This window comes from Shinella agrisoli, from assembly GCF_046557955.1.
In the GTDB taxonomy this organism is placed as follows: Bacteria; Pseudomonadota; Alphaproteobacteria; order Rhizobiales; family Rhizobiaceae; genus Shinella.
In genome coordinates this window covers 155,257-176,034 of the sequence record NZ_JBJIEP010000006.1, presented here as the reverse complement: position 1 = coordinate 176,034, position 20,778 = coordinate 155,257, and the positions used below count along the sequence as shown (strand labels likewise).

21 protein-coding genes are annotated in these 20,778 nt (G+C 66.3%); 4 read left to right on the top strand and 17 right to left on the bottom strand.

Annotated features, from left to right (window positions below; all coding sequences use genetic code 11):
- Nucleotides 1-3 precede the first annotated feature (3 nt).
- From ACIIOY_RS08180 to napE, 6 genes are read right to left on the bottom strand one after another with little or no spacing between them, the layout of a single operon-like run.
- The gene (locus tag ACIIOY_RS08180; RefSeq protein ID WP_411034151.1) at nt 4-711 is read right to left on the bottom strand and encodes a cytochrome c3 family protein; all 708 of its coding nucleotides are present in this window, start codon (nt 709-711) and stop codon (nt 4-6) included.
- Nucleotides 711-1,202 (bottom strand): nitrate reductase cytochrome c-type subunit, encoded by a 492-nt coding sequence (locus tag ACIIOY_RS08175; RefSeq protein WP_411034150.1) that lies wholly within the window; start codon nt 1,200-1,202, stop codon nt 711-713. Before ACIIOY_RS08175 ends, ACIIOY_RS08180 begins: the two co-directional genes overlap by 1 nt.
- Nucleotides 1,172-3,676: a periplasmic nitrate reductase subunit alpha gene (napA, locus tag ACIIOY_RS08170; RefSeq protein ID WP_411034149.1), complete on the bottom strand. Its 2,505-nt coding sequence runs from the start codon at nt 3,674-3,676 to the stop codon at nt 1,172-1,174. The genes ACIIOY_RS08175 and napA overlap by 31 nt, the downstream gene beginning before the upstream one ends.
- Nucleotides 3,651-3,932 (bottom strand): chaperone NapD, encoded by a 282-nt coding sequence (locus tag ACIIOY_RS08165; protein ID WP_411034148.1) that lies wholly within the window; start codon nt 3,930-3,932, stop codon nt 3,651-3,653. Before ACIIOY_RS08165 ends, napA begins: the two co-directional genes overlap by 26 nt.
- Entirely contained in the window at nt 3,925-4,425 is a 501-nt protein-coding gene (gene napF / locus ACIIOY_RS08160; RefSeq protein WP_411034147.1) for a ferredoxin-type protein NapF, read from the bottom strand. Before napF ends, ACIIOY_RS08165 begins: the two co-directional genes overlap by 8 nt.
- Before the next feature lie 10 nt (nt 4,426-4,435).
- On the bottom strand, nt 4,436-4,618 hold the full coding sequence (gene napE, locus ACIIOY_RS08155; protein ID WP_411034281.1) for a periplasmic nitrate reductase, NapE protein: 183 nt from the start codon (nt 4,616-4,618) through the stop codon (nt 4,436-4,438).
- Between the two features lie 382 nt (nt 4,619-5,000).
- Between napE and ACIIOY_RS08150 the strand changes: the two genes are divergently transcribed.
- Nucleotides 5,001-5,447 carry an Rrf2 family transcriptional regulator gene (locus ACIIOY_RS08150; protein ID WP_411034146.1) on the top strand — a complete coding sequence of 149 codons (447 nt, stop codon included), beginning with the start codon at nt 5,001-5,003 and terminating at the stop codon, nt 5,445-5,447.
- 90 nt (nt 5,448-5,537) lie between these two features.
- Complete coding sequence (locus tag ACIIOY_RS08145) at nt 5,538-6,005, top strand: group III truncated hemoglobin (protein ID WP_411034145.1); 468 nt, start codon at nt 5,538-5,540, stop codon at nt 6,003-6,005.
- An 18-nt stretch (nt 6,006-6,023) separates the two neighbouring features.
- Here the strand turns inward: ACIIOY_RS08145 and ACIIOY_RS08140 are convergent, their stop codons facing one another.
- The 7 genes from ACIIOY_RS08140 to ACIIOY_RS08110 all read right to left on the bottom strand — a co-directional run bounded on the left by ACIIOY_RS08140 (nt 6,024) and on the right by ACIIOY_RS08110 (nt 13,347).
- Nucleotides 6,024-7,643, bottom strand: a complete 1,620-nt coding sequence (locus tag ACIIOY_RS08140) for a dihydroxyacetone kinase subunit DhaK (RefSeq protein WP_411034144.1) — start codon at nt 7,641-7,643, stop codon at nt 6,024-6,026.
- Nucleotides 7,644-7,653: 10 nt separating this feature from the next.
- Entirely contained in the window at nt 7,654-8,649 is a 996-nt protein-coding gene (locus ACIIOY_RS08135; RefSeq protein ID WP_411034143.1) for an ABC transporter ATP-binding protein, read from the bottom strand.
- Nucleotides 8,642-9,739: an ABC transporter ATP-binding protein gene (locus tag ACIIOY_RS08130; RefSeq protein ID WP_411034142.1), complete on the bottom strand. Its 1,098-nt coding sequence runs from the start codon at nt 9,737-9,739 to the stop codon at nt 8,642-8,644. The genes ACIIOY_RS08135 and ACIIOY_RS08130 overlap by 8 nt, the downstream gene beginning before the upstream one ends.
- 4 nt (nt 9,740-9,743) lie before the next feature.
- Nucleotides 9,744-9,932, bottom strand: a complete 189-nt coding sequence (locus ACIIOY_RS08125) for a hypothetical protein (RefSeq protein ID WP_411034141.1) — start codon at nt 9,930-9,932, stop codon at nt 9,744-9,746.
- Nucleotides 9,929-10,870, bottom strand: a complete 942-nt coding sequence (locus ACIIOY_RS08120; protein ID WP_411034140.1) for a carbohydrate ABC transporter permease — start codon at nt 10,868-10,870, stop codon at nt 9,929-9,931. The genes ACIIOY_RS08125 and ACIIOY_RS08120 overlap by 4 nt, the downstream gene beginning before the upstream one ends.
- Nucleotides 10,867-11,814: a carbohydrate ABC transporter permease gene (locus ACIIOY_RS08115; protein ID WP_411034139.1), complete on the bottom strand. Its 948-nt coding sequence runs from the start codon at nt 11,812-11,814 to the stop codon at nt 10,867-10,869. The genes ACIIOY_RS08120 and ACIIOY_RS08115 overlap by 4 nt, the downstream gene beginning before the upstream one ends.
- Nucleotides 11,815-12,012: 198 nt before the next feature.
- Nucleotides 12,013-13,347 carry an ABC transporter substrate-binding protein gene (locus ACIIOY_RS08110; RefSeq protein ID WP_411034138.1) on the bottom strand — a complete coding sequence of 445 codons (1,335 nt, stop codon included), beginning with the start codon at nt 13,345-13,347 and terminating at the stop codon, nt 12,013-12,015.
- A gap of 261 nt (nt 13,348-13,608) precedes the next feature.
- On the opposite strand from ACIIOY_RS08110, the gene ACIIOY_RS08105 reads away from it, so the two are divergent.
- A complete protein-coding gene (locus ACIIOY_RS08105) occupies nt 13,609-14,655 on the top strand; it encodes a LacI family DNA-binding transcriptional regulator (protein WP_411034137.1) in 1,047 nt (348 codons plus the stop codon).
- A gap of 13 nt (nt 14,656-14,668) precedes the next feature.
- Here ACIIOY_RS08105 and ACIIOY_RS08100 read toward each other — a convergent pair whose 3' ends face one another.
- From ACIIOY_RS08100 to ACIIOY_RS08090, 3 genes are all read right to left on the bottom strand, one after another.
- Nucleotides 14,669-15,571, bottom strand: coding sequence for a siderophore ABC transporter substrate-binding protein (locus tag ACIIOY_RS08100; protein ID WP_411034136.1), 903 nt, complete (start codon nt 15,569-15,571; stop codon nt 14,669-14,671).
- A gap of 32 nt (nt 15,572-15,603) precedes the next feature.
- The gene (locus ACIIOY_RS08095) at nt 15,604-15,903 is read right to left on the bottom strand and encodes a DUF2218 domain-containing protein (protein ID WP_411034135.1); all 300 of its coding nucleotides are present in this window, start codon (nt 15,901-15,903) and stop codon (nt 15,604-15,606) included.
- Nucleotides 15,904-15,973: 70 nt separating this feature from the next.
- Complete coding sequence (locus ACIIOY_RS08090; RefSeq protein WP_411034134.1) at nt 15,974-17,932, bottom strand: TonB-dependent receptor domain-containing protein; 1,959 nt, start codon at nt 17,930-17,932, stop codon at nt 15,974-15,976.
- A 394-nt stretch (nt 17,933-18,326) separates the two neighbouring features.
- Between ACIIOY_RS08090 and ACIIOY_RS08085 the strand changes: the two genes are divergently transcribed.
- The gene (locus tag ACIIOY_RS08085) at nt 18,327-19,184 is read left to right on the top strand and encodes a helix-turn-helix transcriptional regulator (protein ID WP_502226614.1); all 858 of its coding nucleotides are present in this window, start codon (nt 18,327-18,329) and stop codon (nt 19,182-19,184) included.
- Between the two features lie 44 nt (nt 19,185-19,228).
- On the opposite strand, the gene ACIIOY_RS08080 is transcribed toward ACIIOY_RS08085, so the two are convergent.
- Nucleotides 19,229-20,770, bottom strand: a complete 1,542-nt coding sequence (locus ACIIOY_RS08080; RefSeq protein WP_411034133.1) for a SpoVR family protein — start codon at nt 20,768-20,770, stop codon at nt 19,229-19,231.
- Between the last annotated feature and the right edge of the window lie 8 nt (nt 20,771-20,778).

Genomic DNA, 20,778 nt, shown 5'->3' with positions numbered 1-20,778 from the left:
CCTTCAGAACGTGACCGCGCCGTGCGCGCTGGCGACGGCCCTGCGAAGATCGCCGATGGCGTCGTTCGAGGCGGCGGGCAACTGCTCGCCTTCGAGCTCCTTCGGCATCTTCCAGCCGGGATCGATCCCTTCCATGCTGGGAAGCTCGTGCGCGATGCCCTTGTGGCAATCGATGCAGGTCGCCCTGCCGGTCAGGAGGTACCTGGAGTGGATGTCGGCGGCGCGCCGGGTCTGCTTGCTGAAGTCCATCGCTACGGAAGAGTGGCAGTTGCGGCATTCCAGGCTGTCGTTCGCCTTCAGCCGCGCCCATTCGTGCTGGGCGAGCTCGAGCCGCTTGTCGAGGAACTTCTCGCGCGTGCTGATCGTGCCGAAGATCTTGCCCCAGACCTCCTTCGAGGCCTGCATCTTGCGGGCGATCTTGTCGGTCCATTCATGCGGCACGTGGCAATCCGGACAGGAGGCGCGCACGCCGGAGCGGTTGGTGAAATGCACCGTGTTGGTCAGTTCCTGGTAGACGTTGTCCTTCATCTCATGGCACGAGGTGCAGAATGTCTCGGTGTTCGTCAGCTCCAGCGCCGTGTTGAAGGCGCCCCAGAACATCACGCCGCCGATGAAGCCGCCGAGCGTCAGGAAGGCGAGGCTCAGCGTTGCCGCCGGCATGGTCAGCACGGTCCAGACCCAGGCGAGGATTGCCTTGATGCGCCCCGTCATCACTCGCTTCCCGCCTTCGTGACGCCCATCTCGCTCATGTCCTTGAAGGTGTTCTCGACGAGCGGCTTGTGGTCGGCCTGCGGCACGTGGCAGGCCGTGCAGAAGTAGCGGCGCGGCGAGACGTCGGCGAGCATCTGCCCCTCGCGGGTCATGTAGTGCGTGATGCTGATCATCGGCGCGCCGGCATCCTGCGAGAATTCGCGCTTGTGGCAGGAAAGACAGCGGTTGGCGTTGACCGAAAGCTGGTAGCCGTCGATCGAATGGGGGATGACCGGCGGCTGCTCGGGATAGGCGCGCATGCGGCGGATGTCGTCGATGACCCATTTCGGCAGCGGATCGGCCGGCAGGGTCTGCATCCTGTCGCCGTCCGGGCCGGAGAGCTCGGGCACCATCTGCGCCATGGCGCCGGTGGCGATGACGGCTGCGCCGACGGCAGCCAGGATCCACTTCGGGGAAGGGGTCAGGCGACGGGCTCGATCTTGACTGCGCATTTCTTGAAATCCGTCTGTTTCGAGATGGGGTCGGTGGCGTCGAGCGTGACCTTGTTGATGAGCTGGCTGGCATCGAACCAGGGCACGAAGATCACGCCGGGCGGCATGCGGTTGCGCCCGCGCGTCTCGACGCGCGAGCGGATCTCGCCGCGCCGCGAGATGATGCGGATCTCCGATCCCTGGTTGAGGCCGCGCTTGCGGGCGTCGTCCGCGTTCATGAAGCAGCGCGCGCCGGGGAACGCCTTGTAGAGCTCGGGAACGCGCATGGTCATCGAGCCGGAATGCCAGTGCTCCAGCACGCGGCCGGTGACCAGCCAGACGTCGTATTCGTCGTCCGGGGATTCGGCCGGCGGCTCGTAGGGCACGGCGATGATCGCCGCCTTGCCGTCCGTGTTGCCGTAGAACTTCACTCCTTCGCCGGGCTTCACATAGGGATCGTATCCCTCGCGGTAGCGCCAGAGCGTCTCCTTGCCGTCGACGACCGGCCAGCGAAGGCCGCGCACCTCGTGATAGGTGTCGTAGGGCGCAAGGTCGTGGCCGTGGCCGCGGCCGAAGGCCGCATATTCCTCGAAGAGGCCCTTCTGGATATAGAAGCCGAAATGCTGCGCCTCGTTGTTGGCGTAGTCGGGCTTGACCTCGTCGATCGGGAATTTCGCCACGTCGCTTTCGGCAAACAGCACCTGGTAGAGCGTCTTGCCCTTGTAGTCGGGGTTGGCGGCCAGGATCTCCGCCGGCCAGACCTCGTCCGTGGTGAAGCGCTTGGAGAACTCGACCATCTGCCAGAGATCGGAGCGCGCCTCGCCCGGCGCCTGCACGAGCTGGTGCCAGACATGGGTGCGCCGCTCGGCATTGCCGTAGGCCCCCTCCTTCTCCACCCACATGGCGGCCGGCAGGATGAGGTCGGCGCTCATCGCGGTGATCGTCGGGTAGGCATCCGAGACGACGATGAAGTTCTCCGGGTTGCGATAGCCCCGGTAGGTCTCGTTCGCGGTGTTGGGGCCGGCCTGGACGTTGTTGTTGACCTGCACCCAGTAGAAGCTGAGCTTGCCGTCCCTCAGCATGCGGTCCTGCTGGACCGCATGGTAGCCGGGCTTTTCCGGGATGATGCCGTGGGGGATGCGCCAGATCTCCTCGGCATGCCTGCGGTGCTCGGGGTTCGTCACCACCATGTCGGCCGGCAGGCGGTGGGCGAAGGTGCCGACCTCGCGCGCCGTGCCGCAGGCCGACGGCTGGCCGGTCAGCGAGAACGGGCTGTTGCCGGGCTCGGAGATCTTGCCCGTCAGGAGATGCAGGTTGTAGACCATCTGGTTCGCCCAGACGCCGCGCACATGCTGGTTGAAGCCCATGGTCCACAGCGACATGACCTTGCGGTCCGGATCGGCGTAGAGCTCGGCGAGCTGCTTGAGGAAGCCGGCTTCCACCCCGGTCATCTCGACCGTCTTTTCCAGCGTGTACTCGGCGACGAAGGCCTTGAAGGCCTCGAAATCGATCGGCTCCGTCTTGCCGGGATCCGCCGAGTTGGCCGCGTTGACCTCGACAGGATCGTCGGGCCTCAGGCCATAGCCGATGTCGGTGACGCCGCGCACGAACTTCGTGTGGTTCTTGACGAAATCCTCGTTCACCCGGCCGGACTGGATGATGTGGTTGGCGATGTAGTTGAGGATGACGAGGTCCGTGCCCGGCTTGAAGACCATCGGGATGTCGGCGAGATCCATGCTGCGGTGGGTGAAGGTGGAGAGTACCGCCACGCGCACATCTTCGTTGCCGAGCCGCCGGTCGGCGATGCGCGTCCACAGGATCGGGTGCATCTCCGCCATGTTCGAGCCCCACAGCACGAAGGCGTCGGCATGCTCGAAGTCGTCGTAGCAGCCCATCGGCTCGTCCATGCCGAAGGTGCGCATGAAGGCGACGGCGGCCGAGGCCATGCAGTGGCGGGCGTTCGGATCGAGATTGTTCGAGCGGAAGCCGGCGCGCATCAGCTTGGTCGCGGCATAGCCCTCGAAGACCGTCCACTGGCCGGAGCCGAACATGCCGACGGCGGTCGGGCCCTTCTCCTTCAGCACCTTCTTGGCCTGCTCGGCCATCACGTCGAAGGCCTCTTCCCAGGTGACGGGCTCGAACTCGCCGTCCTTGGCGTAGACGCCGCCGCGCTTGCGCAGGAGCGGCGTCGTCAGGCGGTCGGCGCCGTACATGATCTTCGACAGGAAGTAGCCCTTGATGCAGTTGAGGCCGCGGTTGACCTCCGCCTGCATGTCGCCGTGGGTGGCGACGACCTTGCCCTCCTTGACGCCCACCATGACGCCGCAGCCGGTGCCGCAGAAGCGGCAGGGCGCCTTGTCCCACTTGATCTCCAGCGCGCTCACCCCGCCCGGCACGGGCTGGGCGGCGGCGGGAAGCGCAATGCCGGCCGCCGCCGCCGCGACGCCCGCCGCCTGCGCCTTCAGGATGTCACGCCGCGTCAGTTCGCTGCCCATCAGCCTCGTCCTCTTCCGTATACACCTGTTCGAAAACCATGTTCGCGGCGATCACGCCGTCGAGGGCGGAGATGCGCATCAGCGTATCCCCGAGCACGCCGGTACTCGGCCCCTCGATGACGACGACGATCTTGCCCTTGTCGGCGCCGTGCACCTCGACATTGCCGAAGTCCGCAAGGGCCGCGATCACGCCGTCAAGGCCGCCGGGCCTGACGGCGACCACCGCGCTCGAAATATGATGCCGCCCGTCAGGCATGGGCGGCCTCCGCGCTGACGGGCGCGGTCGCGACCGCGCCGACGGGACAGACGGAGATGCAGGCGCCGCAGCCCGTGCAGGCCTGCGCGTCGAGGTCCGGCACAAAAGGACCCCCGCGCACCGGGCGGAAGCGGATCGCGCCCGCGGGGCAGGCGTCCCGGCAGGCCTGACAGTCGACATGCCGGAACGGCAGGCAGGATGCGGCGATGGTGACGATATGGTCGAAACGGCCGGCGGCGCCATCGGCGAACACCGGCTCCGGACAGTGCTCCGCGCAGGCGCCGCAGAACGTGCATTTACCGGGCGCGAAGTCGAGCGCCGGAAGGCCGTCCATGAGGCCGACGATGCCGGACGGACAGCTTGCGACGCATTCGCCGCAGCCGGTGCAGGAGGCGAGCGAGGCCTCCATGACGCCGGGCGGCCGGATGCGGACGGGCCTGCTCCGCCTGCTTCCCCTCAGGAAGTCCCGTCTGGACAATGCCTGCTGCCGCATCGCGCCGCCCTCAATGACCGGGCGGGCCCGGCGGCCCGTAGAGGATCTGGAACATCCAAACGAGGAAGCCGTAGCCGCCGACGACCCCGACGGCGACGATGGGCCAGATGCCGAAGGCGAGCACCAGAAACTTGATCAGCTCCCGGCGTCGGCGCGAGCCCGGCGAAGGGGAATCCGCCTGTTCCGTCAACAGTTCCGACAAGGCACAATTCCTCGCTACGACGCAAATATCGCAGGGATACTAACATGATGGTCTCGAAAATAAAGCAGAATAAACTATACTTTTACTGTCATGAATATACTTGCGTAATGTCAATCTTGATTATATTCAGAAATATATAACGATATATTCAGAATTAACGATAATGCAGCGCAATATTTTTTATATTCTAAATTAAAGCTTGAGTAATATTGTCAATAATCGCCGCTCCGGCAGAACTATTCTGACGCGGAACCGGCATCCCCGCCTGCGACGCTATTGCACTTTCGCGACGGGAACCCATACGGTAAAAGTGGCATCCGGGATACCTCTTATCACACGATCGCGCGGCCTGCGAGGCCCTGGGGAGCTGCGGATGCGGATGACGCTTCACACCGACTACGCCCTGCGCATGCTGATCTACGCCGCGGCGCGGCCGGACGGGGCATGCACGGTCAACGACGTGGCGGAGGCCTACGGGCTTTCGCGCAACCACCTCCTCAAGGTGGCGCAGACGCTGCGCGACCTCGGCCTCGTCGAGACGACCCGCGGCCGCACCGGGGGCATCCGCCTGGCAAAGGCGCCGGGAGAGATCGCCATCGGCGCGCTGATCAGGGCGACGGAGGAGGAATTCTCCCTGGCCGAGTGCATGCAGGCGCAGGGGCGGCCCTGCGCGATCTCGCCGGCCTGCCGGCTCAAGGGCATGCTGCACGAGGCGCTCGGCGCCTTCCTGGCGGTTCTCGACAAGTACACGCTCGCCGACATCGTGCGGAACAGGGCCACGCTGGGCCCGCTGCTCGGCATCGGCGCCGCGGCGGCGTAAGGCGCGAAGGGAAAGCATGATGGCACCGGCATCGACCGTTTCGAAACGCCATGTGGCAGGCCTCACCCTGCCCGGCAGGGAGGCGTCCCGATGAGAGGCCGCCCCGCCCCCAGGCGCACCGTCGTCATCGACGGCAAGCCGCTGCCGGACGTGCTCGACGAGGCGATGGTCCGTGCCGTCGTGCACGGCTTCTACGACGAGATCCGCAAGGACGACCTGCTCGGCCCCATCTTCAACGGCGTCATCGCGCCGGAGAAGTGGCCGGCGCACCTTGCCAGGATGTGCGACTTCTGGTCCGCGACGCTGCTGCGCACCGATCGCTACGAGGGCCGTCCGCTGCCGCCGCACCTTGCCATGCCGCAGCTCGGCGAGGCCCACTTCCGGCGCTGGCTTTCCCTCTTCCGCACGACCGTCGAGCGGCTCTGCCCGCCGGAGGTGGCCGACCTCTTCCTCGACCGGGCGCTGCGCATCGCCCATTCCTTCCGCCTCGCCATCGCCTTCCACCGCGGCGAGGACTCCATGCAGGTCGAACCGATCTCACGCGACACCCTGGACTGACGCGGCCGGAAGGGCCGGTCAGGCCGCCAGATGCTCGAAGAGCCGTGCGACCGCCTCGGCGCCGGGATCGACATGGCCCTCGAGCTGCCGGGCATTGATATAAGCGGCGCGGCCGGCCTTGGCGCGGGTCAGGGTCGAGGTGAAGTCCGCTCCCTTGCGCGCCGCCGCCGCGGCCGCGGCCATGCTTTCGCCGAGCGCGTCGAGGGCCGGCGAAAGCGCGTCGACCATCGTCCGGTCGCCGACCCGCGCGCCGCCGATCTCCTGCATGCGGGCAAGCCCCGCCCGGAGCGCCTCGCGCATCGGCAGCCCGCTCGACGCCCCGTCGCCGGCGGCGGCGAAGAAGATGGCGAGCAGCACGCCCGACGATCCGCCCATCGTCTGGCTCAGTTCCTGGCCGATGGCGCGCAGGAGCTGGGTGTGGTCCGACAGCGGCAGGCGGTCCATCGCGCTGATCAGCGCGCGGGCGGCGCCGGCCAGCGTCGAGCCCGTGTCGCCGTCGCCCGATTTCGCGTCGAGGGCGTTGAGATCCTGCTCGGCGGCGATCAGCACGTTGCAGCAATCGCTCAGGAACGCGCGGGTTCCCGCATGGTCGGAGGGCATCGGGGTGATCGGCGTCAGGCCGTCCGGCAGCGCCGAGACGGCGATCGGCCGGACCTCCGAGACCCCCGGCCAGGCGGCGATCGCGACCGGCGCCTTCAGCAGCTCGAGCTCGCGCGCGTCCGCCGGAAAGACCGAGACGGAGAAGCCCTGCATGTCGAGCGAGGTCATCAGCGGCGCCGGGCCGATCGCATGGGTGATCCTGCCCTTGAAGGACGAGTTGAGCAGGTCGTGGGCGAGCACCGACATTTCCAGCACGGACGCGCCGCCGAGATTGTTGATGAGCGCGACATGAGGCCCCTCGCCCATGACGGCGGCCAGCCGCTCCACCATGGTCGCGACGGCCGTGCGCGCGCCGGCAAAGTCGACCTGCTCGACGCCCGCCTCGCCGTGGATGCCGAGGCCGAGCTCCGCCTTGCCGTCCGGTATGCGGTCTTCCTTCGGCGAGCCCGGCACCTGGCAGGTGTCGAGCGACATGCCGATGGAGCGCGTGCCGGCGATGACGCGCCTTGCCGCCGCCGTCACCGTTTCGAGGTCGGCGCCCTGCTCGGCGAGCGCGCCGGCGATCTTGTGCACGAACAGCGTGCCGGCGACGCCGCGCGCCTGCGGCAGGTCCGGCAGCGCGATGTCGTCGCCGACGATCACCATGCCGACGTTCAGCCCGTAGGCGCGCGCCCGCTCGGCCGCAAGGCCGAAATTGAGCCGGTCGCCGGTATAGTTCTTGACGATGAGGAGACATCCGGCCGGCCCCGTCACCGCGAGGATTCCGGCGAGCACGGCGTCCACGCTCGGCGAGGCGAAGACGTCGCCGCACACCGCCGCCGTCAGCATGCCTTTTCCGACGAAGCCGACATGGGCGGGCTCGTGGCCGGAGCCGCCGCCGGAGACGATCGCCACCTTCGACTTGTCCCAGTCGCTGCGCTTAACGACGCGGATATGCGGATAGCCGTCGAGGCGGGTGAGCGCGCCGCCGGACAAGGCCAGCACGCCGTCGATCGCCTCTGTGACGACGTCTTCGCGCTTGTTGATGAATTGCGCCATGGAATGCTCCTTAAGCTAAACGCATGCCCGCCGCGTCGAAATAGAGCGGCCTTGACGGTTGGATCCGGATGGCTTCGCCGCCCCTCAGCGGCGTGTGCGCATCCGTGACGGTGACGAGGTCGTGCTTCTTGAAGGTCAGGTGCAGGCGCGTCTGGTCGCCGAGGTGCTCGACGCGCTTGACCAGCGCCTCCTCCCCCTCGCCCTGCACGATATGCTCCGGCCTGAGGCCGATGCTCTTGGCGCCCGCCGGCGCGCCGGCGAAGAGATCGGCCGGAAGCACGTTGATGCGCGGCTGGCCGAGGCGGGTCGCGGCATAGACGCTGACCGGCCGCTCATAGACCTCGCGCGGCGAGCCGAACTGCACGAGGCGGCCCTCGTTCAGCACGCCGACATGGGTCGCCATGGTCATCGCCTCGATCTGGTCGTGGGTGACATAGAGCAGGGTCGCGCCGGATTTCGCCTGGATGCGCTTCAATTCGATGCGCAGGTCCGCCCTGAGCTTCGCGTCGAGCGAGCTCAGCGGCTCGTCCATGAGGAAGATCCGCGGGTTGCGCACGAGGGCGCGGCCGATGGAAACGCGCTGCATTTCGCCGCCGGACAGCGCCGTCGCCCTGTTGTCCAGCTTGTGGGCGATCTGCAGGACCTCGGCAACCTCCCGAACCTTCCGGTCGATCGCCTCCTGCGGCGTCCTCAGGAGCGGGGATTTCAGCGGGAACTCCAGGTTCTGGCGGACGGTGAGGTGCGGGTAGAGCGAATATTGCTGGAAGACCATCGCGACATTGCGCCCGGCCGGCGGCAGCCCCTTCATCGCCCGCCCGCCGATATGGACCTCCCCGCTGTCCGGCGTGTCGAGGCCGGAGACCATGCGCAGCGCCGTCGTCTTGCCCGCGCCCGTCGGCCCGAGCAAGACGACGAAGGAGCCGTCCGGAACCGTAAGCGAGACATTGTCGAGCGCGACCGTGCCGCCGAAGCTCTTCGTCACGTTTTCGAGAACGACGTCAGCCATGTCCCAGCACTCCCTCGTTGGCCTCGGAGACGAGCGCCTTGCCGGTCTCAGCATCGAAAAGCGAAAGCGTGCGCGCATCGAAGTCAAGGCCGATCAGCTCGTCCTCGCGCACGCCGTGGCCGGAAGGGATGCGCGCCTTCAACTCGCCATGCCCGGTCGCCAGCGTCACGATCTGCGTGGTGCCGAGATATTCGACGGCGATCACCCGTCCCCTGTATGCGGCCTCGCTGCTGAACCGCACGTGCTCCGGGCGCACGCCGAGCGTCAGGCGTCCGGCGCGCCCTTCCCGCGCGGCCGGCACCTTCACCGGCACGCCGCCGAGATCGACGCGGTCGCCGCCGATGCCGATCATGCCCTCGAACTCCAGGAAGTTCATCGGCGGCGAGCCGATGAACTGGGCCACGAACTTCGTCGCCGGCCAGTCGTAGATCTGCTGCGGCCGGCCGAACTGCTCGACGACGCCGTGGTTCATGACGACGATCTTGTCGCCCATCTGCATGGCTTCGAGCTGGTCGTGCGTCACATAGACGGTGGTCGCGCCCATGCGGTCGTGCAAGGCCCGCAGTTCCTCGGCCATGTGTTCGCGGAACTCGGCGTCGAGCGCGCCGAGCGGCTCGTCCATGAAGAAGGCCTTCGGCCGGCGCACGATGGCCCGGCCGAGCGCGACGCGCTGGCGGTCGCCGCCGGAAAGCCCGCCGACGGGCCTGTCGAGGATATGCCCGATCCTGAGGATGCGGGCGACCTCGGCCACGCGCGCCCTGACGTCCTCGCGCTTCATGCCCTGGCTCACCAGCGGATAGGAGATGTTCCTGCGCACGTTCATGTGCGGGTAGAGCGCGAACATCTGGAAGACGAAGGCGATGTCGCGCCGGCTCGCCGGCTTCATGCCGACCTCCTCGCCGTCGATGAAGATCTCGCCGGAGGTCGGCAGCTCCAGGCCCGCCATCATGCGCAGCGTCGTCGTCTTGCCGCAGCCGGAGGGCCCGAGCAGCATGAAGAACTCGCCGTCCTCGATGGTGAAGGTGGAGGAGCGCACCGCCGTGAAGGCGCCGAACTCCTTGCGGACGTTCTCGATCCTGATCTGCGCCATCGGCCTACTCCGGGAAATGGCTGACCACGATGAACATCACCGTGCCCAGCAGGGTTATGGGGAAGGACCAGGAATAGAGCACGAGGGCGAAGGGCTGCATGAGCATGACGACGCCGGCGGCGATGAGCACGGAGGCCAGCATCTCCCATGCGCCGCGCCGCAGATGCAGCAATCCGTTGAAGAACCTGTTCATTTGCGGACAGCTCCGAAGGTGATGCCGCGCAGGAGATGCTTGCGCAGGAGGATGGTGAAGACCATGACCGGCACGAGGAAGAGGGTCGCGCCCGCCGCGACGGCCGGCCAGTCCTGGCCGCTCACGCCGATGATGGTGGGGATGAAGGGCGGGGCCGTCTGCGCGTTGCCAGATGTCAACAGCACGGCGAAGGCGTATTCGTTCCAGGCGAAGATCAGGCAGAAGATCGCGGTGGAGGCGATGCCCGTCGCCGCCTGCGGCAGCACGACCTTGTAGAAGGCCTGGAAGCGCGTGTAGCCGTCGATGAGCGCCGCCTCCTCGTACTCGACCGGGATCTCGTCGATGAAGCCCTTGAGCAGCCAGACCGAGAGCGAGAGGTTCACGGCCGTATAGAGCAGGATCATGCCGGCATGCGTGTCGCTGAGCCCGAGCGAGCGGAACATCAGGAAGATGGGGATGGCGACGGCGATCGGCGGCATCATGCGCGTGGAAAGGATGAAGAACAGGAGATCGTCCTTCAGCGGCACCTTGAAGCGCGAGAAGGCGTAGGCCGCCGCCGTCCCGAGCACGATGCACAGCACCGTCGAGCCGAAGCCGATGATCACCGAATTGGTGAAGCGCTCGGCAAAGCGCGAGGGACCGGAAATGACGAGCCCGTCCTTACGCACCAGCTTGTCGTACCAGGTCGTGGGCTCGCCGAGCGCCTGCAGCTGCTCCTGCGAAAGGCGGGTGCGCGTCGTGAAGACGTTGACGTAGCCTTCCACCGTCGGCGTGAAGAGGGTCTTGGGCGGATAGGCGATCGCGTCCGACGGCGTCTTGAAGCTCGTCGCGATGATCCAGGCGAGCGGCAGGATCGTGATCAGGGCATAGAGGACGACGAGGATCCCGGCGAACCATTTCTGCCGCGGGGACGGCTCGGTGACGGAATAGCTGCTCATCGCTGTTTCACCTTGTTGAGGGCCTTGACGTAGATCGAGGCGAGGCCGAAGACCGTGACGAAGAGGATGACGGCATAGGCGGAGGCATAGCCCGTGCGCCACTTCTCGAAGGCCTCGCGCTTCAGGTTGATCGAGGTGAGCTCGGTGATCGAGCCCGGCCCGCCGCCGGTGAGCTGCACGACGAGGTCGAACATCTTGAAGTTCTCGATGCCGCGGAAGAGCACGGCGAGCATCAGGAAGGGCAGGACGAGCGGGATGGTGATCGTCCAGAACTGCCGCCACCTGCTGGCGCGGTCGCACTCGGCCGCCTCGTAGATGCTCGCCGGAATGGAGCGCAGGCCCGCAAGGCAGATCAGCATGACGAAGGGCGTCCACATCCAGGTATCGACGATGATGATGGCCCAGGGCGCGAGCGACACGTCGCCGATCATCGAGAAGCCCGACGGGTCGGTGCCCGTGAGGAAGCCGACGGCATAGTTGAAGAGGCCGATCTGCGGCTGGTAGAGGAAGGTCCAGAAATTGCCGACCACCGCCGGGCTCAGCATCATCGGCAGGACGATGATCGTCGTCCACAGGTCGTTGCCGCGGAACTTCTTGTTGATGAGGTAGGCGAGCGTGAAGCCGATGAGGACCTGGAGGACGATCGTCCAGATCAGGAAATGCGCGGTCGCCTGCATGGTCAGCCAGATGTCCCGGTCCGACAGGATGTTCAGGTAGTTCCTGAGGCCGATGAACTCGACCTCGGCATTGGGGCGGTTGACGCGGAAGTTGGTGAAGCTCAGCCGGACCGTCCAGATGAGCGGAAAGATGTTGATCGCCAGCAGCAGCACGATCGACGGGGCGACGAACAGCCAGGCGAGCGTGCGGTCGGAAAGCCCCCGCATGCGGCCGGCGATGGCGGGCGGCGTCGCTTCGGCGACCCGCTCCACGGATGATTTGAGCATTGCTGTTCCCTCAATATCTCACCGAGCGGCGGCAGAGCCGGGCAGATCCCCGGCTCCGGCCGCGCCATGGCCCGCTGGGAGGCGGCGGGACACGGCAGAGTATGAAGACGGTCGGCCATGGCGCAATACGGGAGCCGTTCTGCCCCTTCTCCCCGTGGGGGAGAAGGAGAGCCGCGGCGACGTGCATCCCCGATGGCGTCAGTACTTGCCCTCGTCCTCGAAGACCTGCATCCAGTCCTTGACGAGGCCGTCGAGCGCATCCTGCGCCGTTCCCTGGCCGGCCACCACATAGTCGTGGAAGCGCTTCTGCGCCGCCTGCAGCAGCGAGGCATAGGAGGGCTCGGCCCAGAAGTCCTTCACGATGGCCATGGAGTCGAGGAAGGTCTGCGCATAGGGCTGGCTGGTCGCAAAGCCCGGGTCCTCGACCACCTTGCGCAGCGCCGAATAGCCGCCCATCTGCCACCATTTCTGCTGGATGTCCGGCTGGGCGAACCATTTGATGTAGGCGAGCGCATCCTCCTGCTTCTGCGAGGCGGCGACCACGGAGATGCCCTGCCCGCCGAGCTGCGCGAAGGCGGCGCCGTCCGGTCCCGCCGGGTTCGGGAAGTAGCCCGATTTCTCGCCGCCGACATTGGCGTCGGCATGGATGCCGGGCCAGGTGAAGGCGAAGTTCATGTGCAGGGCGACCTGGCCGGACTTGTAGGCGTCGATGTCCTCCGACATGTAGGCGTCGGAGTGGCCGGGCGGCGTGCAGCAATCGTAGAGCGCCTTGTAGAACTCCAGGCCCTTCACGGCATCGGCCGAGTTGACGTAGCCTTCCAGCTCATAGGGCTTGTCCGGGTTCTCGTACTGGAAGCCGAAGCTGTAGAGCACGTCCATGACGCCCATGGTGATGCCCTCCGAACCGCGCTCCGTATAGATCGCCGCGCCGTAGACGGTCTTGCCGTCGATCTCCCGCTTCTGGAAGAATTCGGCGATGTCCTTCAGCTCGGCGAAGGTCTTCGGCACGGCAAGGTCGCGGCCGTACTTCTCCTTGAACTGCGCCTGCAGCTCGGGACGGGCGAACCAGTCCTTGCGGTAGCTCCAGCCGACCACGTCGCCGAAGGCGGGCAGCGCCCAGTAGTTCGGCGAATTCTTCGGCCATTCGGCATAGCCGACGACGGTCGCGGGGATGAAGTCGCTCATCTTGATCCCTTCCCTGTCGAAGAAATCGTTGAGCTTGACGTACTGGCCGTTTTCCGCCGCGCCGCCGATCCACTGGCTGTCGCCGATCATGAGATCGCACAGCCTGCCGCCGGAATTGAGCTCGTTGAGCATGCGGTCGGCGAAGTTCGGCCACGGCACGAACTCGAACTTCATCTTGATGCCGCTCTCCGCCTCGAAGTCCTTGCTGAGCTCGACGAGCGCGTTTGCCGGGTCCCAGGCGGCCCAGCACAAGGTCAGTTCGTTTGCATGGGCCTTTCCGGCGCCTGCGGCGCCGGCGGCCAGAAGCGCGCCGAAAGCGGCCAGTGATCTGAAACGACGAAATTCCATGGCGGGACCTCCTCCCCCTCCTTCCGACCCCATCGGAAGGTTGAAACGCCCGTGGCGGGCACCTGACGCGGAATGACTTCCCGGCGGGCCTGTTCTCCTCCGCGCCGCCTCGTGGCGCGCGTCGATCCTCCTGGCGGCCACGTCCAGAGTCATATTGAGGTGCGCACCTCAATGCAAGCAAATTTTGAGGTGCGCACTTCAATTCTTGCTTTTCGCCTGCTTTTGTTGGAGGAATCCGGTTCGGACCTTGGAGAGCGGAAGATGCGGCCAACCGCAAAAGACCTGGCAGAAGCGGCGGGCGTCAGCCTGGCGACCGTCGACCGCGTGCTGAACGAGCGCCCGAATGTCAGCAAGAAGGCCGCGCGCAAGGTCGCCGAGGCCATCGAGCGCATCGGCTTCGTCCGGAACCCGGCCGCCGTCGCGCTCGCCCGCAACAAGACGTACCGCTTCCGCTTCGTCCTTCCGACCTCCGGCGACCAGTACCTGAAGGAGCTCATCGGCCGCGTCGGCGAGGCGAAGGAGGCGCTTCGCGCCGATTCCACCGACGTGGAGGCCGTGCAGGTCCCGATGGCCGACCCGCACCACGTCGCCAAGTACCTCACCGCCGTCGACGCCGACACGGTCGACGGCGTCGCCGTGATGGCGCCGGAATCGCCGCAGGTGCGCGACGCGCTGGTGCGGCTCGTCGAACGAGGCGTCAAGGTCGTGCAGTTCCTGTCGGGCCAGGAAAGGCTGGAAAGCGCCGATTACGTCGGCGTCGACAACTTCGCCGCCGGCGCGACGGCCGGCAGGATCGCCGGCCGCTTCATCGGCGAAAGGCGCGGCAAGATCATGGTGGTGGCGGAAACCATGATGGCGCTCGACAGCATCCAGCGGCGCCTCGGCTTCGACAGCATCATCAACGCCCAGTTCCCGCACCTGGAGAGCCTGCCGTCCCTCGAAACCTACGCCGACGAAAAGCGCGCCGAGCTGATCATCCGGCGGACCCTCCAGCACAACCCGGACACCGTCGGCGTCTACGTGCTGAGCTCGGAGGCGCGGGTGCCGCTGGCCGCCGTCTGGAACGCGCAGGGCGCACGCCGCCTCACCGTCGTCGCCCACGAGCGCACCCCCTTCAGCGAGCAGGCCCTGATGGACGGGCGCATCGACGCCGTGATCGCGCAGGACCCCGGCCACGCCGTCCGGAGCGCGCTGCGCATCATGCGGGCGCGCGCCGACCACCGCGAGCTCCTCGCCTCGCAGGAGCGGATCCGCATCGAGATCCTGCTCAAGGAGAACCTGCAGCTCCAGGGGGCCGGCTGTCCGTAAGGAACCGGGCCGGTCATTTCGCGGCGGAGAAGGCCTTCGCGATCGCCGCGAGCACACGCTCCATCGACTGCACGCCGCCGCCGGCGATGTAGAAGTCCGGTGCCGGCAGGTAGACGACCTGGCCCTTCTTCCATGCCGTCGTTTCCGCGACGAGCTCGTTGTCGAGCGTCACCCTGGCGGACTGTTCGTTGGAGCCGATGGCGGCGGCACGGTCGAGCACCAGCAGCCAGTCCGGATTCGCCTCGCGGATGAACTCGAAGGACACCGCCTCGCCATGGGTCGCCGATTCGATCCCGGCATGCGCCGGCGGCAGGTCCAGGGCCGCATGCACCCAGCCGAAGCGGGAGCCCGGCCCGTAGGCCGACACCTTGGGCCCGTTGGTCATGACGATCAGCGCCGTGCCCTTGCCGGCGACCGCGGCCTTGGCGGCCGCGAGCCTGGCGTCGAGCCCGCCGGCGACGGCCTCTGCCTCCGCCGCCTTGCCGAACAGCGCGCCATAGGCCGCAAGGCGCTGCTTGGCCTGGGCGAAGAGGTCGTCCCCGTCGATGGTCATGTCGAGCGTCGGGGCGACCTTTGCGACCATGTCCGCCTTGGCGGCCGAGCGGCTGCCGACGATGACGAGGTCGGGCGCAAGCGCGCTCAGCGCTTCCAGGTCCGGCTCGAACAGCGTGCCGATCACGGCCGCGCCGTCCTTCACCGGCTCCAGCTCCGGCACGTAGAGCCTGTCCGGCACGCCGGCCGGACGGATGCCGAGGCGGGAAAGCGTGTCGATCGCCGCGACGTCATAGACGGCGACGGTCTTCGGCGTGCCGTCGACCGCGACCGTCCCGCGCGCCGTCACGACGTCCATGGCGGCGGCGGGAAAAGCCGAGAGGAAGAGGGCGGCAAGGGCCGGGAAAAGGCGGGATGGCTTCATGGTTCACCTGTCATGCTGATGGATGCGGGGGCTCAGGCGGCCTTGTCCTGCCGCCGCCAGTCGAGCGCCTCCAGCTTCTCGCGGAAGGCGAAGCGCACGAGGTGCGTTTCGATGATCGACTGGGTCCGGGCAAGACCGTCCTCGTCGCCCGCGGTCACGGCCATGCGCAGGCCGTCCGCGTCCGCCTCCAGAACGGCCGCACCGCAAGGAAAGCGACAGTCCCCATGGCTTTGCGAATAGGACACCTCGATCTTGTGGGCGAAGTGCTTGCACAGCTGCACCAAATATTTCCGGCCGTTCGCAGTCTGAAGATAGGCGGTGGATTCATGCATGGCCGCTCCTTTCGCGACAGGACCCCGGGGACCGCCTGCCGCCCGTCTCGGAGCGGCAGGCGGGATCGCATCAGAACTTGACGCCCGCGTGGAGCGTGATCGTGCGGCCCGGCGCATAGACCGGGTCGATGCCGCCGCGGTTCGAGCTGGCGGCATAGCTCGAGCGCTCGAAGTATTTCTTGTCGAACAGATTGTCGACGCCGACGCGCAGCGTGACGTTCTCGTAGGAGGGCGGCGTCCATTCCGCATAGGCATTGACCACGGCATAGGCCGGCTGGTCGTAGAAGCCGCCGGCGCGCGCCACCTCGTCCGAGATCTTGCCGGCCCACGCGAGCGTCGTGCCGACCTTCACGTTGTAGTCGGGGATTTCATGGTCGATGTAGAAGGTCGCCATGTCGCCGACCGGCATGAAGGATCCGCTGTTCGGCAGCACCGATTGCCCGTCGGCCGTCACCTTGGCGTGGGTGTAGGTGGCGCCGAAGGTCGTGTCGTTCCAGGTGTAGCTTGCGTTCAGCGTCACGCCGCGGCTGCGGAACTCGTTCGGATTGTTGGCGAGCGAGGCGGTGCCGTATTCCGGCAGGCCGTCGATGCGCGTGTCGAAGAGCGTGATGCCGGCATTCCAGTTCTCGCCGCCGAAGTTCGCGCCGACCTTGAAGTTCTTCGCCGATCCCGTGTCGAAGGCCGGATCGGTGTAGAAGGCGTTGTTGCGGGCGTGCACGTAGCCGTAATCGCCGATGACGTAGCCGAGCCAGGTGCGCGAGGCGCCCGCGAACACCTCGAAACCGTCGGTGAACCTGTAGGCGACCGTTGCGTTCACGCTCGCGCCGCTGTCGGAGAAGCGCTTGTCGTCCCAGTCCTCGAAGCGATGCGCATCGTAGCGCGCGCCGGTCGACACGTTGAAGCCGTTGTCGAACTCGAACCGGCCCTGGGTGAACACGCCGAACTGCGTGGTGGAGAAATCGCGGTAGCGGCGGTTGTTGTTGCCGTAGTTGTCGGTGTGGTAGTCGTGCCGGCCGAAGTCGACGCCGGCGGTGACCTTGCCGGGATCGATCGTGAAGGTGTTCTGGATCTTGCCGCCGTAAAGATCCTCGTTGAGGATCATGTTGCCGTTCGTGCGGGCCTGGTAGTTGTTCCGCCAGTAGTCGTTCTCGCTGTAGTACAGCATGAACTCGGGATCCCACATGTCCGTGGGGCTCGTCGAGGTATAGGACAGCTTGACGGCGTCGCGGCTCACCTTCAGCGGATGGATCTCGTCGCCGGCAAGCCCCATGTTCATCTTGATCAGGCGGTCGGCATTGTCGCGGCTGCGCTCGTAGCCGAGCTCGAAGCGATTGTCCTCGAACTCGTAGCCGAACTTGGCGAGGATGTTGCGGGCGGCGGGCTCGGTACCCTTCACCACCCGGCCGTCGCCGTCCTTGTAGTCCTTGCCGCCCGCCGCATGGGTCATGATGAACCAGTCGAAGGCGTCGTAGCGGCCATAGGCCGCGGCGCTGCCGGAAAGGCCCCGGCCGTTGGTGCCGGCCGTGGTGCTGAAGCGCGCGCCGAAATCCTTGCCCTCTTCCAGAAGGTCGTTGGCGCCGACCGTCTCGTAGCGCACCGCGCCCGCCGCGGCGGCGAAGCCCGCATCGGCCGAGGCCGCGCCGGCCTCCACCTCGACCCGCTTCAGGAAGGCGGGATCGATGACGTTCGAGCCGGTATGGTGCCAGCTCGTCGCCGTCTGCGGCACGCCGTCGACGGTGACGGCGAGATGCGACTGCTCCATGCCGAGCACGTGGATGCGCTTCGACGGGCCGCCGCCACCCGACACGGTGACGGACGAATCGCGCGAGAAGAGCTGGGAGACGTCGGCCGGCTTCAGCTTCTCCAGCTCTTCCTGCGTGATGACGGTGCCGCCGGTCGCCTCGGCGTTCTCACGGCCCTTGTTGAGGATCGTGATCGTGTCCAGCGTCGTTACCTCCTGCGCCTGCAGCGCGGCGGCCGTCGCCAGCAGGGAGACACCGGCAAGCGGCAATATCCGTGTGAATGTCATGGGTCTACTCCAACCAGTCCGCAGATGAGAAAGGACGGCTCGGCTTTCGGCCAAGCTTTGCAATGTCAGGATGTCGTGGGGTGCCCTTACGGGCGGGCGCGCCCTGGAATGGCGCTCAATGCCGCTGCGGGCGGATGGGGAACTGAGAGCGTACCGATTTCTTGGTGTTCATGTCGACCTGGCCCCGCAAGATTCGCCTCCCCGCTGCGTCCGCATGCCGCCGCGGTGGTGTCCGGCGGCAGGCTTGTCACCCGCGGGAGAAACGCATAAAGATGATTAGTGCAGTCATGTATTAGGTCGCAGAGGCCGCCCTGTCGATACGAAAGAATTTGTCGAAAATGGCAAAGTCTTTTGTGCAAACGGCACGGCCGGACCGGGGCGGCAAGGTCGTCGCATGCAATATACGTCACAGGATCTTTTCGTCGGCGCGGTCGAGAATGCGCCGAATTGCACGCCCAACACGCACGAGCAGAGCATCTGGTCGAAATTCATGCTGATGGTGCTGCTGCAGGGCTCCCAGCATTTCGTGATAGACGGCGTTCGCTTTCGCCTCGACGCGGGCAACGGCGATGCACCCTCGCCCCTCGTCTTCATGCTGAACATCGCCCAGCCGAGCCGGCTGCGCTTCATCAACGACAGCAGCGTGCCCCTGCACAAGGTGATGATCTCCGCCCCCCTGCCCTGGCTGAACCGCCTGACCGAGAGGCAGGACGGCATGCCCGCGCTCCGGAACTTCTTCGCCGAGCACCTTGCGCATTTCTCCTTCGAGCCCGGCCAGCACATCCTCCAGCTCGCCGAGAAGATCATGCATCCGCCGGCGCTGCTTTCCGGCGAGCTGATCTCGCTCTACCTCAAGGCGCAGGCGCTCGACATCATGTGGCAGTCTTGCCTCGCGCTCGTCGCCGACGAGGCCGGCGGCTGGCAGGCGCCGAGCCTGATGAGCCTGCGCCATTGCGAGCGCGTGCGCGACTACATCATCGCCAACCTGGAGAAGGAGCTGTCGATCGACCTCATCGCCGCCGAAGCGGGCGCCAGCTCCTCGACGATCCAGCGCCATTTCAAGGAGCACTTCGGCATCACGATCTTCGGCTTCATCCGCCAGAAGCGCCTCGAAGCCGCGCGCACGGCGCTGGCGACCGACGGCATCCCCGTGTCCCGGGCCGCCCATCTTGCCGGCTACAACAACATTTCGAGCTTCACCACCGCGTTCCGCAAGGCATTCGGCGTGACGCCGAAGCAGGCGCGGGTTTAGACGCGTTTCCGGCAAAAACGGCGCCGCATCGCCGCGTTCCGCCGTCATGCCCCGCGCGAGGCGCACTCGTAAAGGACCTCGCCGGTCGCCGCATCGACGCCCGCAAGGCTCACGCCGTATCCCCAGAGCCGGCCTATATGCGCGAGCGTGGCGTCGCGGTTGGCTTCCTCCAGCAGGATGCCGTTCTTGACCGTATGCTTCAAGCGAAGCTGCCGGTCCCCCAGAAGGTCGACGTCGACCACCTGGATGTCCGGCCGGTTGACGCCCGGATCGTAGATGCGGGCAAGCGCCGCACGCACGGCGGAATAGCCGCGCTCGTCGTGGATGGAGGCGACCTCGCAAAACCTGTCGGTGGCGCAGTCGGTCAGGTGGAACAGGCGGAACCTGCGGATCAGCGCGGGGCACAGGTATTGCAGGATGAAGGACTCGTCGCGATGGTTCTCCCAGGCGTCGATGAGCGTGCCCCGCCAGTCGCCGTTGCCGGCGATCAGGGGGAACCAGTCCCTGTCCTCGCTCGTCGGCGCGGTGCAGATCCGCTCGATGTCCTGCATCATGGCAAAGCCGAGGGCATAGGGGTTGATGCCCGAGAAGCGGGGATCGTCGAAACCCGGCTGGAAAACCACGTTGGCATGGCTCGAAAGCAGCTCCAGCATGGCGCCCTCGCTGATCCTGCCCTGGTCGAACAGCCTGTTGATGATGGTGTAGTGGACGAAGGTCGCGCATCCTTCGTTCATCACCTTCGTCTGGCCCTGCGGATAGAAATATTGCGCGATGACGCGGACGATCCGCAATATCTCCCGCTGCCACGGCTCCAGGATCAGGCTGTTCTTCTCGAGGAAGTAGAGAAGGTTCTCCTCGGGAAGGTTCAAGGCCTTCTTGCGTTCCAGGGCCTCGCGCTCCGCCTCCTCGATGCCGGAGCTTCCGCCCGACGCCGGCAGCGTCCGCCACAGGTCGCTATAGGTCTGCTCTTCGTATTCCAGCCGCTCGCGCGCCCGCTCCCTCACCTTTTCGGAGGACAGCCGGGGAGGCCGGCGGTAGTGGAAGACCCCCTGGTCCATCAGGGCATGCGCCGCGTCGAGGATCTCCTCCACCGCGGCGACGCCATGCCGTTCCTCGCACTTGGCGACGTATTTCTTGGCGAAGTCCATGTAGCCGAGGATGGCGCCGGCATCGGTCCACTGGCGGAACAGGTAGTTGTTCTTGAAGAAATGGTTGTGGCCGAAGGCGGCGTGCGCGGTGACGAGCGCCTGCATCGGCATCGTGTTCTCCTCCATCAGATAGGTGATGCAGGGATTGGAGTTGATGACCAGCTCATAGGCGAGCCCCCGCCAGCCCTTGCGATAGAGGTGGCTCTCGAACACGAAACGCTTGCCGAACGACCAGTGCTGGTACATCAGCGGCATGCCGATGGACGAATAGGCATCGAGCATCTGCTCGGAGGAGATGATCTCTATCTGGTTCGGGTAGACGTCGAGCCCCATTTCCTCGACGGCGATCGCCTCGATCGCGTCATAGGTGCGCGAAAGCGTCGAGAAGTTCCACTCGGAACCGTCGAACAGGAGGGTGGAAGGCGGCCGCTTTGCCATGCGTTCCC

What these genes read in the sequence shown, in the direction of transcription:
- ACIIOY_RS08130 (WP_411034142.1), bottom strand. Translation starts at nt 9,739, where the DNA reads ATGGCGCAGATCAGGATCGAGAACGTCCGCAAGGAGTTCGGCGCCTTC.
- ACIIOY_RS08135 (WP_411034143.1), bottom strand. Translation starts at nt 8,649, where the DNA reads ATGGCTGACGTCGTTCTCGAAAACGTGACGAAGAGCTTCGGCGGCACG.
- ACIIOY_RS08085 (WP_502226614.1), top strand. Translation starts at nt 18,327, where the DNA reads ATGCAATATACGTCACAGGATCTTTTCGTCGGCGCGGTCGAGAATGCG.
- ACIIOY_RS08125 (WP_411034141.1), bottom strand. Translation starts at nt 9,932, where the DNA reads ATGAACAGGTTCTTCAACGGATTGCTGCATCTGCGGCGCGGCGCATGG.
- ACIIOY_RS08165 (WP_411034148.1), bottom strand. Translation starts at nt 3,932, where the DNA reads ATGCCTGACGGGCGGCATCATATTTCGAGCGCGGTGGTCGCCGTCAGG.
- ACIIOY_RS08115 (WP_411034139.1), bottom strand. Translation starts at nt 11,814, where the DNA reads ATGCTCAAATCATCCGTGGAGCGGGTCGCCGAAGCGACGCCGCCCGCC.
- ACIIOY_RS08140 (WP_411034144.1), bottom strand. Translation starts at nt 7,643, where the DNA reads ATGGCGCAATTCATCAACAAGCGCGAAGACGTCGTCACAGAGGCGATC.
- ACIIOY_RS08090 (WP_411034134.1), bottom strand. Translation starts at nt 17,932, where the DNA reads ATGACATTCACACGGATATTGCCGCTTGCCGGTGTCTCCCTGCTGGCG.
- ACIIOY_RS08105 (WP_411034137.1), top strand. Translation starts at nt 13,609, where the DNA reads ATGCGGCCAACCGCAAAAGACCTGGCAGAAGCGGCGGGCGTCAGCCTG.
- ACIIOY_RS08175 (WP_411034150.1), bottom strand. Translation starts at nt 1,202, where the DNA reads ATGCGCAGTCAAGATCGAGCCCGTCGCCTGACCCCTTCCCCGAAGTGG.
- ACIIOY_RS08095 (WP_411034135.1), bottom strand. Translation starts at nt 15,903, where the DNA reads ATGCATGAATCCACCGCCTATCTTCAGACTGCGAACGGCCGGAAATAT.
- ACIIOY_RS08100 (WP_411034136.1), bottom strand. Translation starts at nt 15,571, where the DNA reads ATGAAGCCATCCCGCCTTTTCCCGGCCCTTGCCGCCCTCTTCCTCTCG.
- ACIIOY_RS08080 (WP_411034133.1), bottom strand. Translation starts at nt 20,770, where the DNA reads ATGGCAAAGCGGCCGCCTTCCACCCTCCTGTTCGACGGTTCCGAGTGG.
- napF (WP_411034147.1), bottom strand. Translation starts at nt 4,425, where the DNA reads ATGCGGCAGCAGGCATTGTCCAGACGGGACTTCCTGAGGGGAAGCAGG.
- ACIIOY_RS08180 (WP_411034151.1), bottom strand. Translation starts at nt 711, where the DNA reads ATGACGGGGCGCATCAAGGCAATCCTCGCCTGGGTCTGGACCGTGCTG.
- ACIIOY_RS08120 (WP_411034140.1), bottom strand. Translation starts at nt 10,870, where the DNA reads ATGAGCAGCTATTCCGTCACCGAGCCGTCCCCGCGGCAGAAATGGTTC.
- ACIIOY_RS08145 (WP_411034145.1), top strand. Translation starts at nt 5,538, where the DNA reads ATGAGAGGCCGCCCCGCCCCCAGGCGCACCGTCGTCATCGACGGCAAG.
- ACIIOY_RS08110 (WP_411034138.1), bottom strand. Translation starts at nt 13,347, where the DNA reads ATGGAATTTCGTCGTTTCAGATCACTGGCCGCTTTCGGCGCGCTTCTG.
- napA (WP_411034149.1), bottom strand. Translation starts at nt 3,676, where the DNA reads ATGGGCAGCGAACTGACGCGGCGTGACATCCTGAAGGCGCAGGCGGCG.
- ACIIOY_RS08150 (WP_411034146.1), top strand. Translation starts at nt 5,001, where the DNA reads ATGCGGATGACGCTTCACACCGACTACGCCCTGCGCATGCTGATCTAC.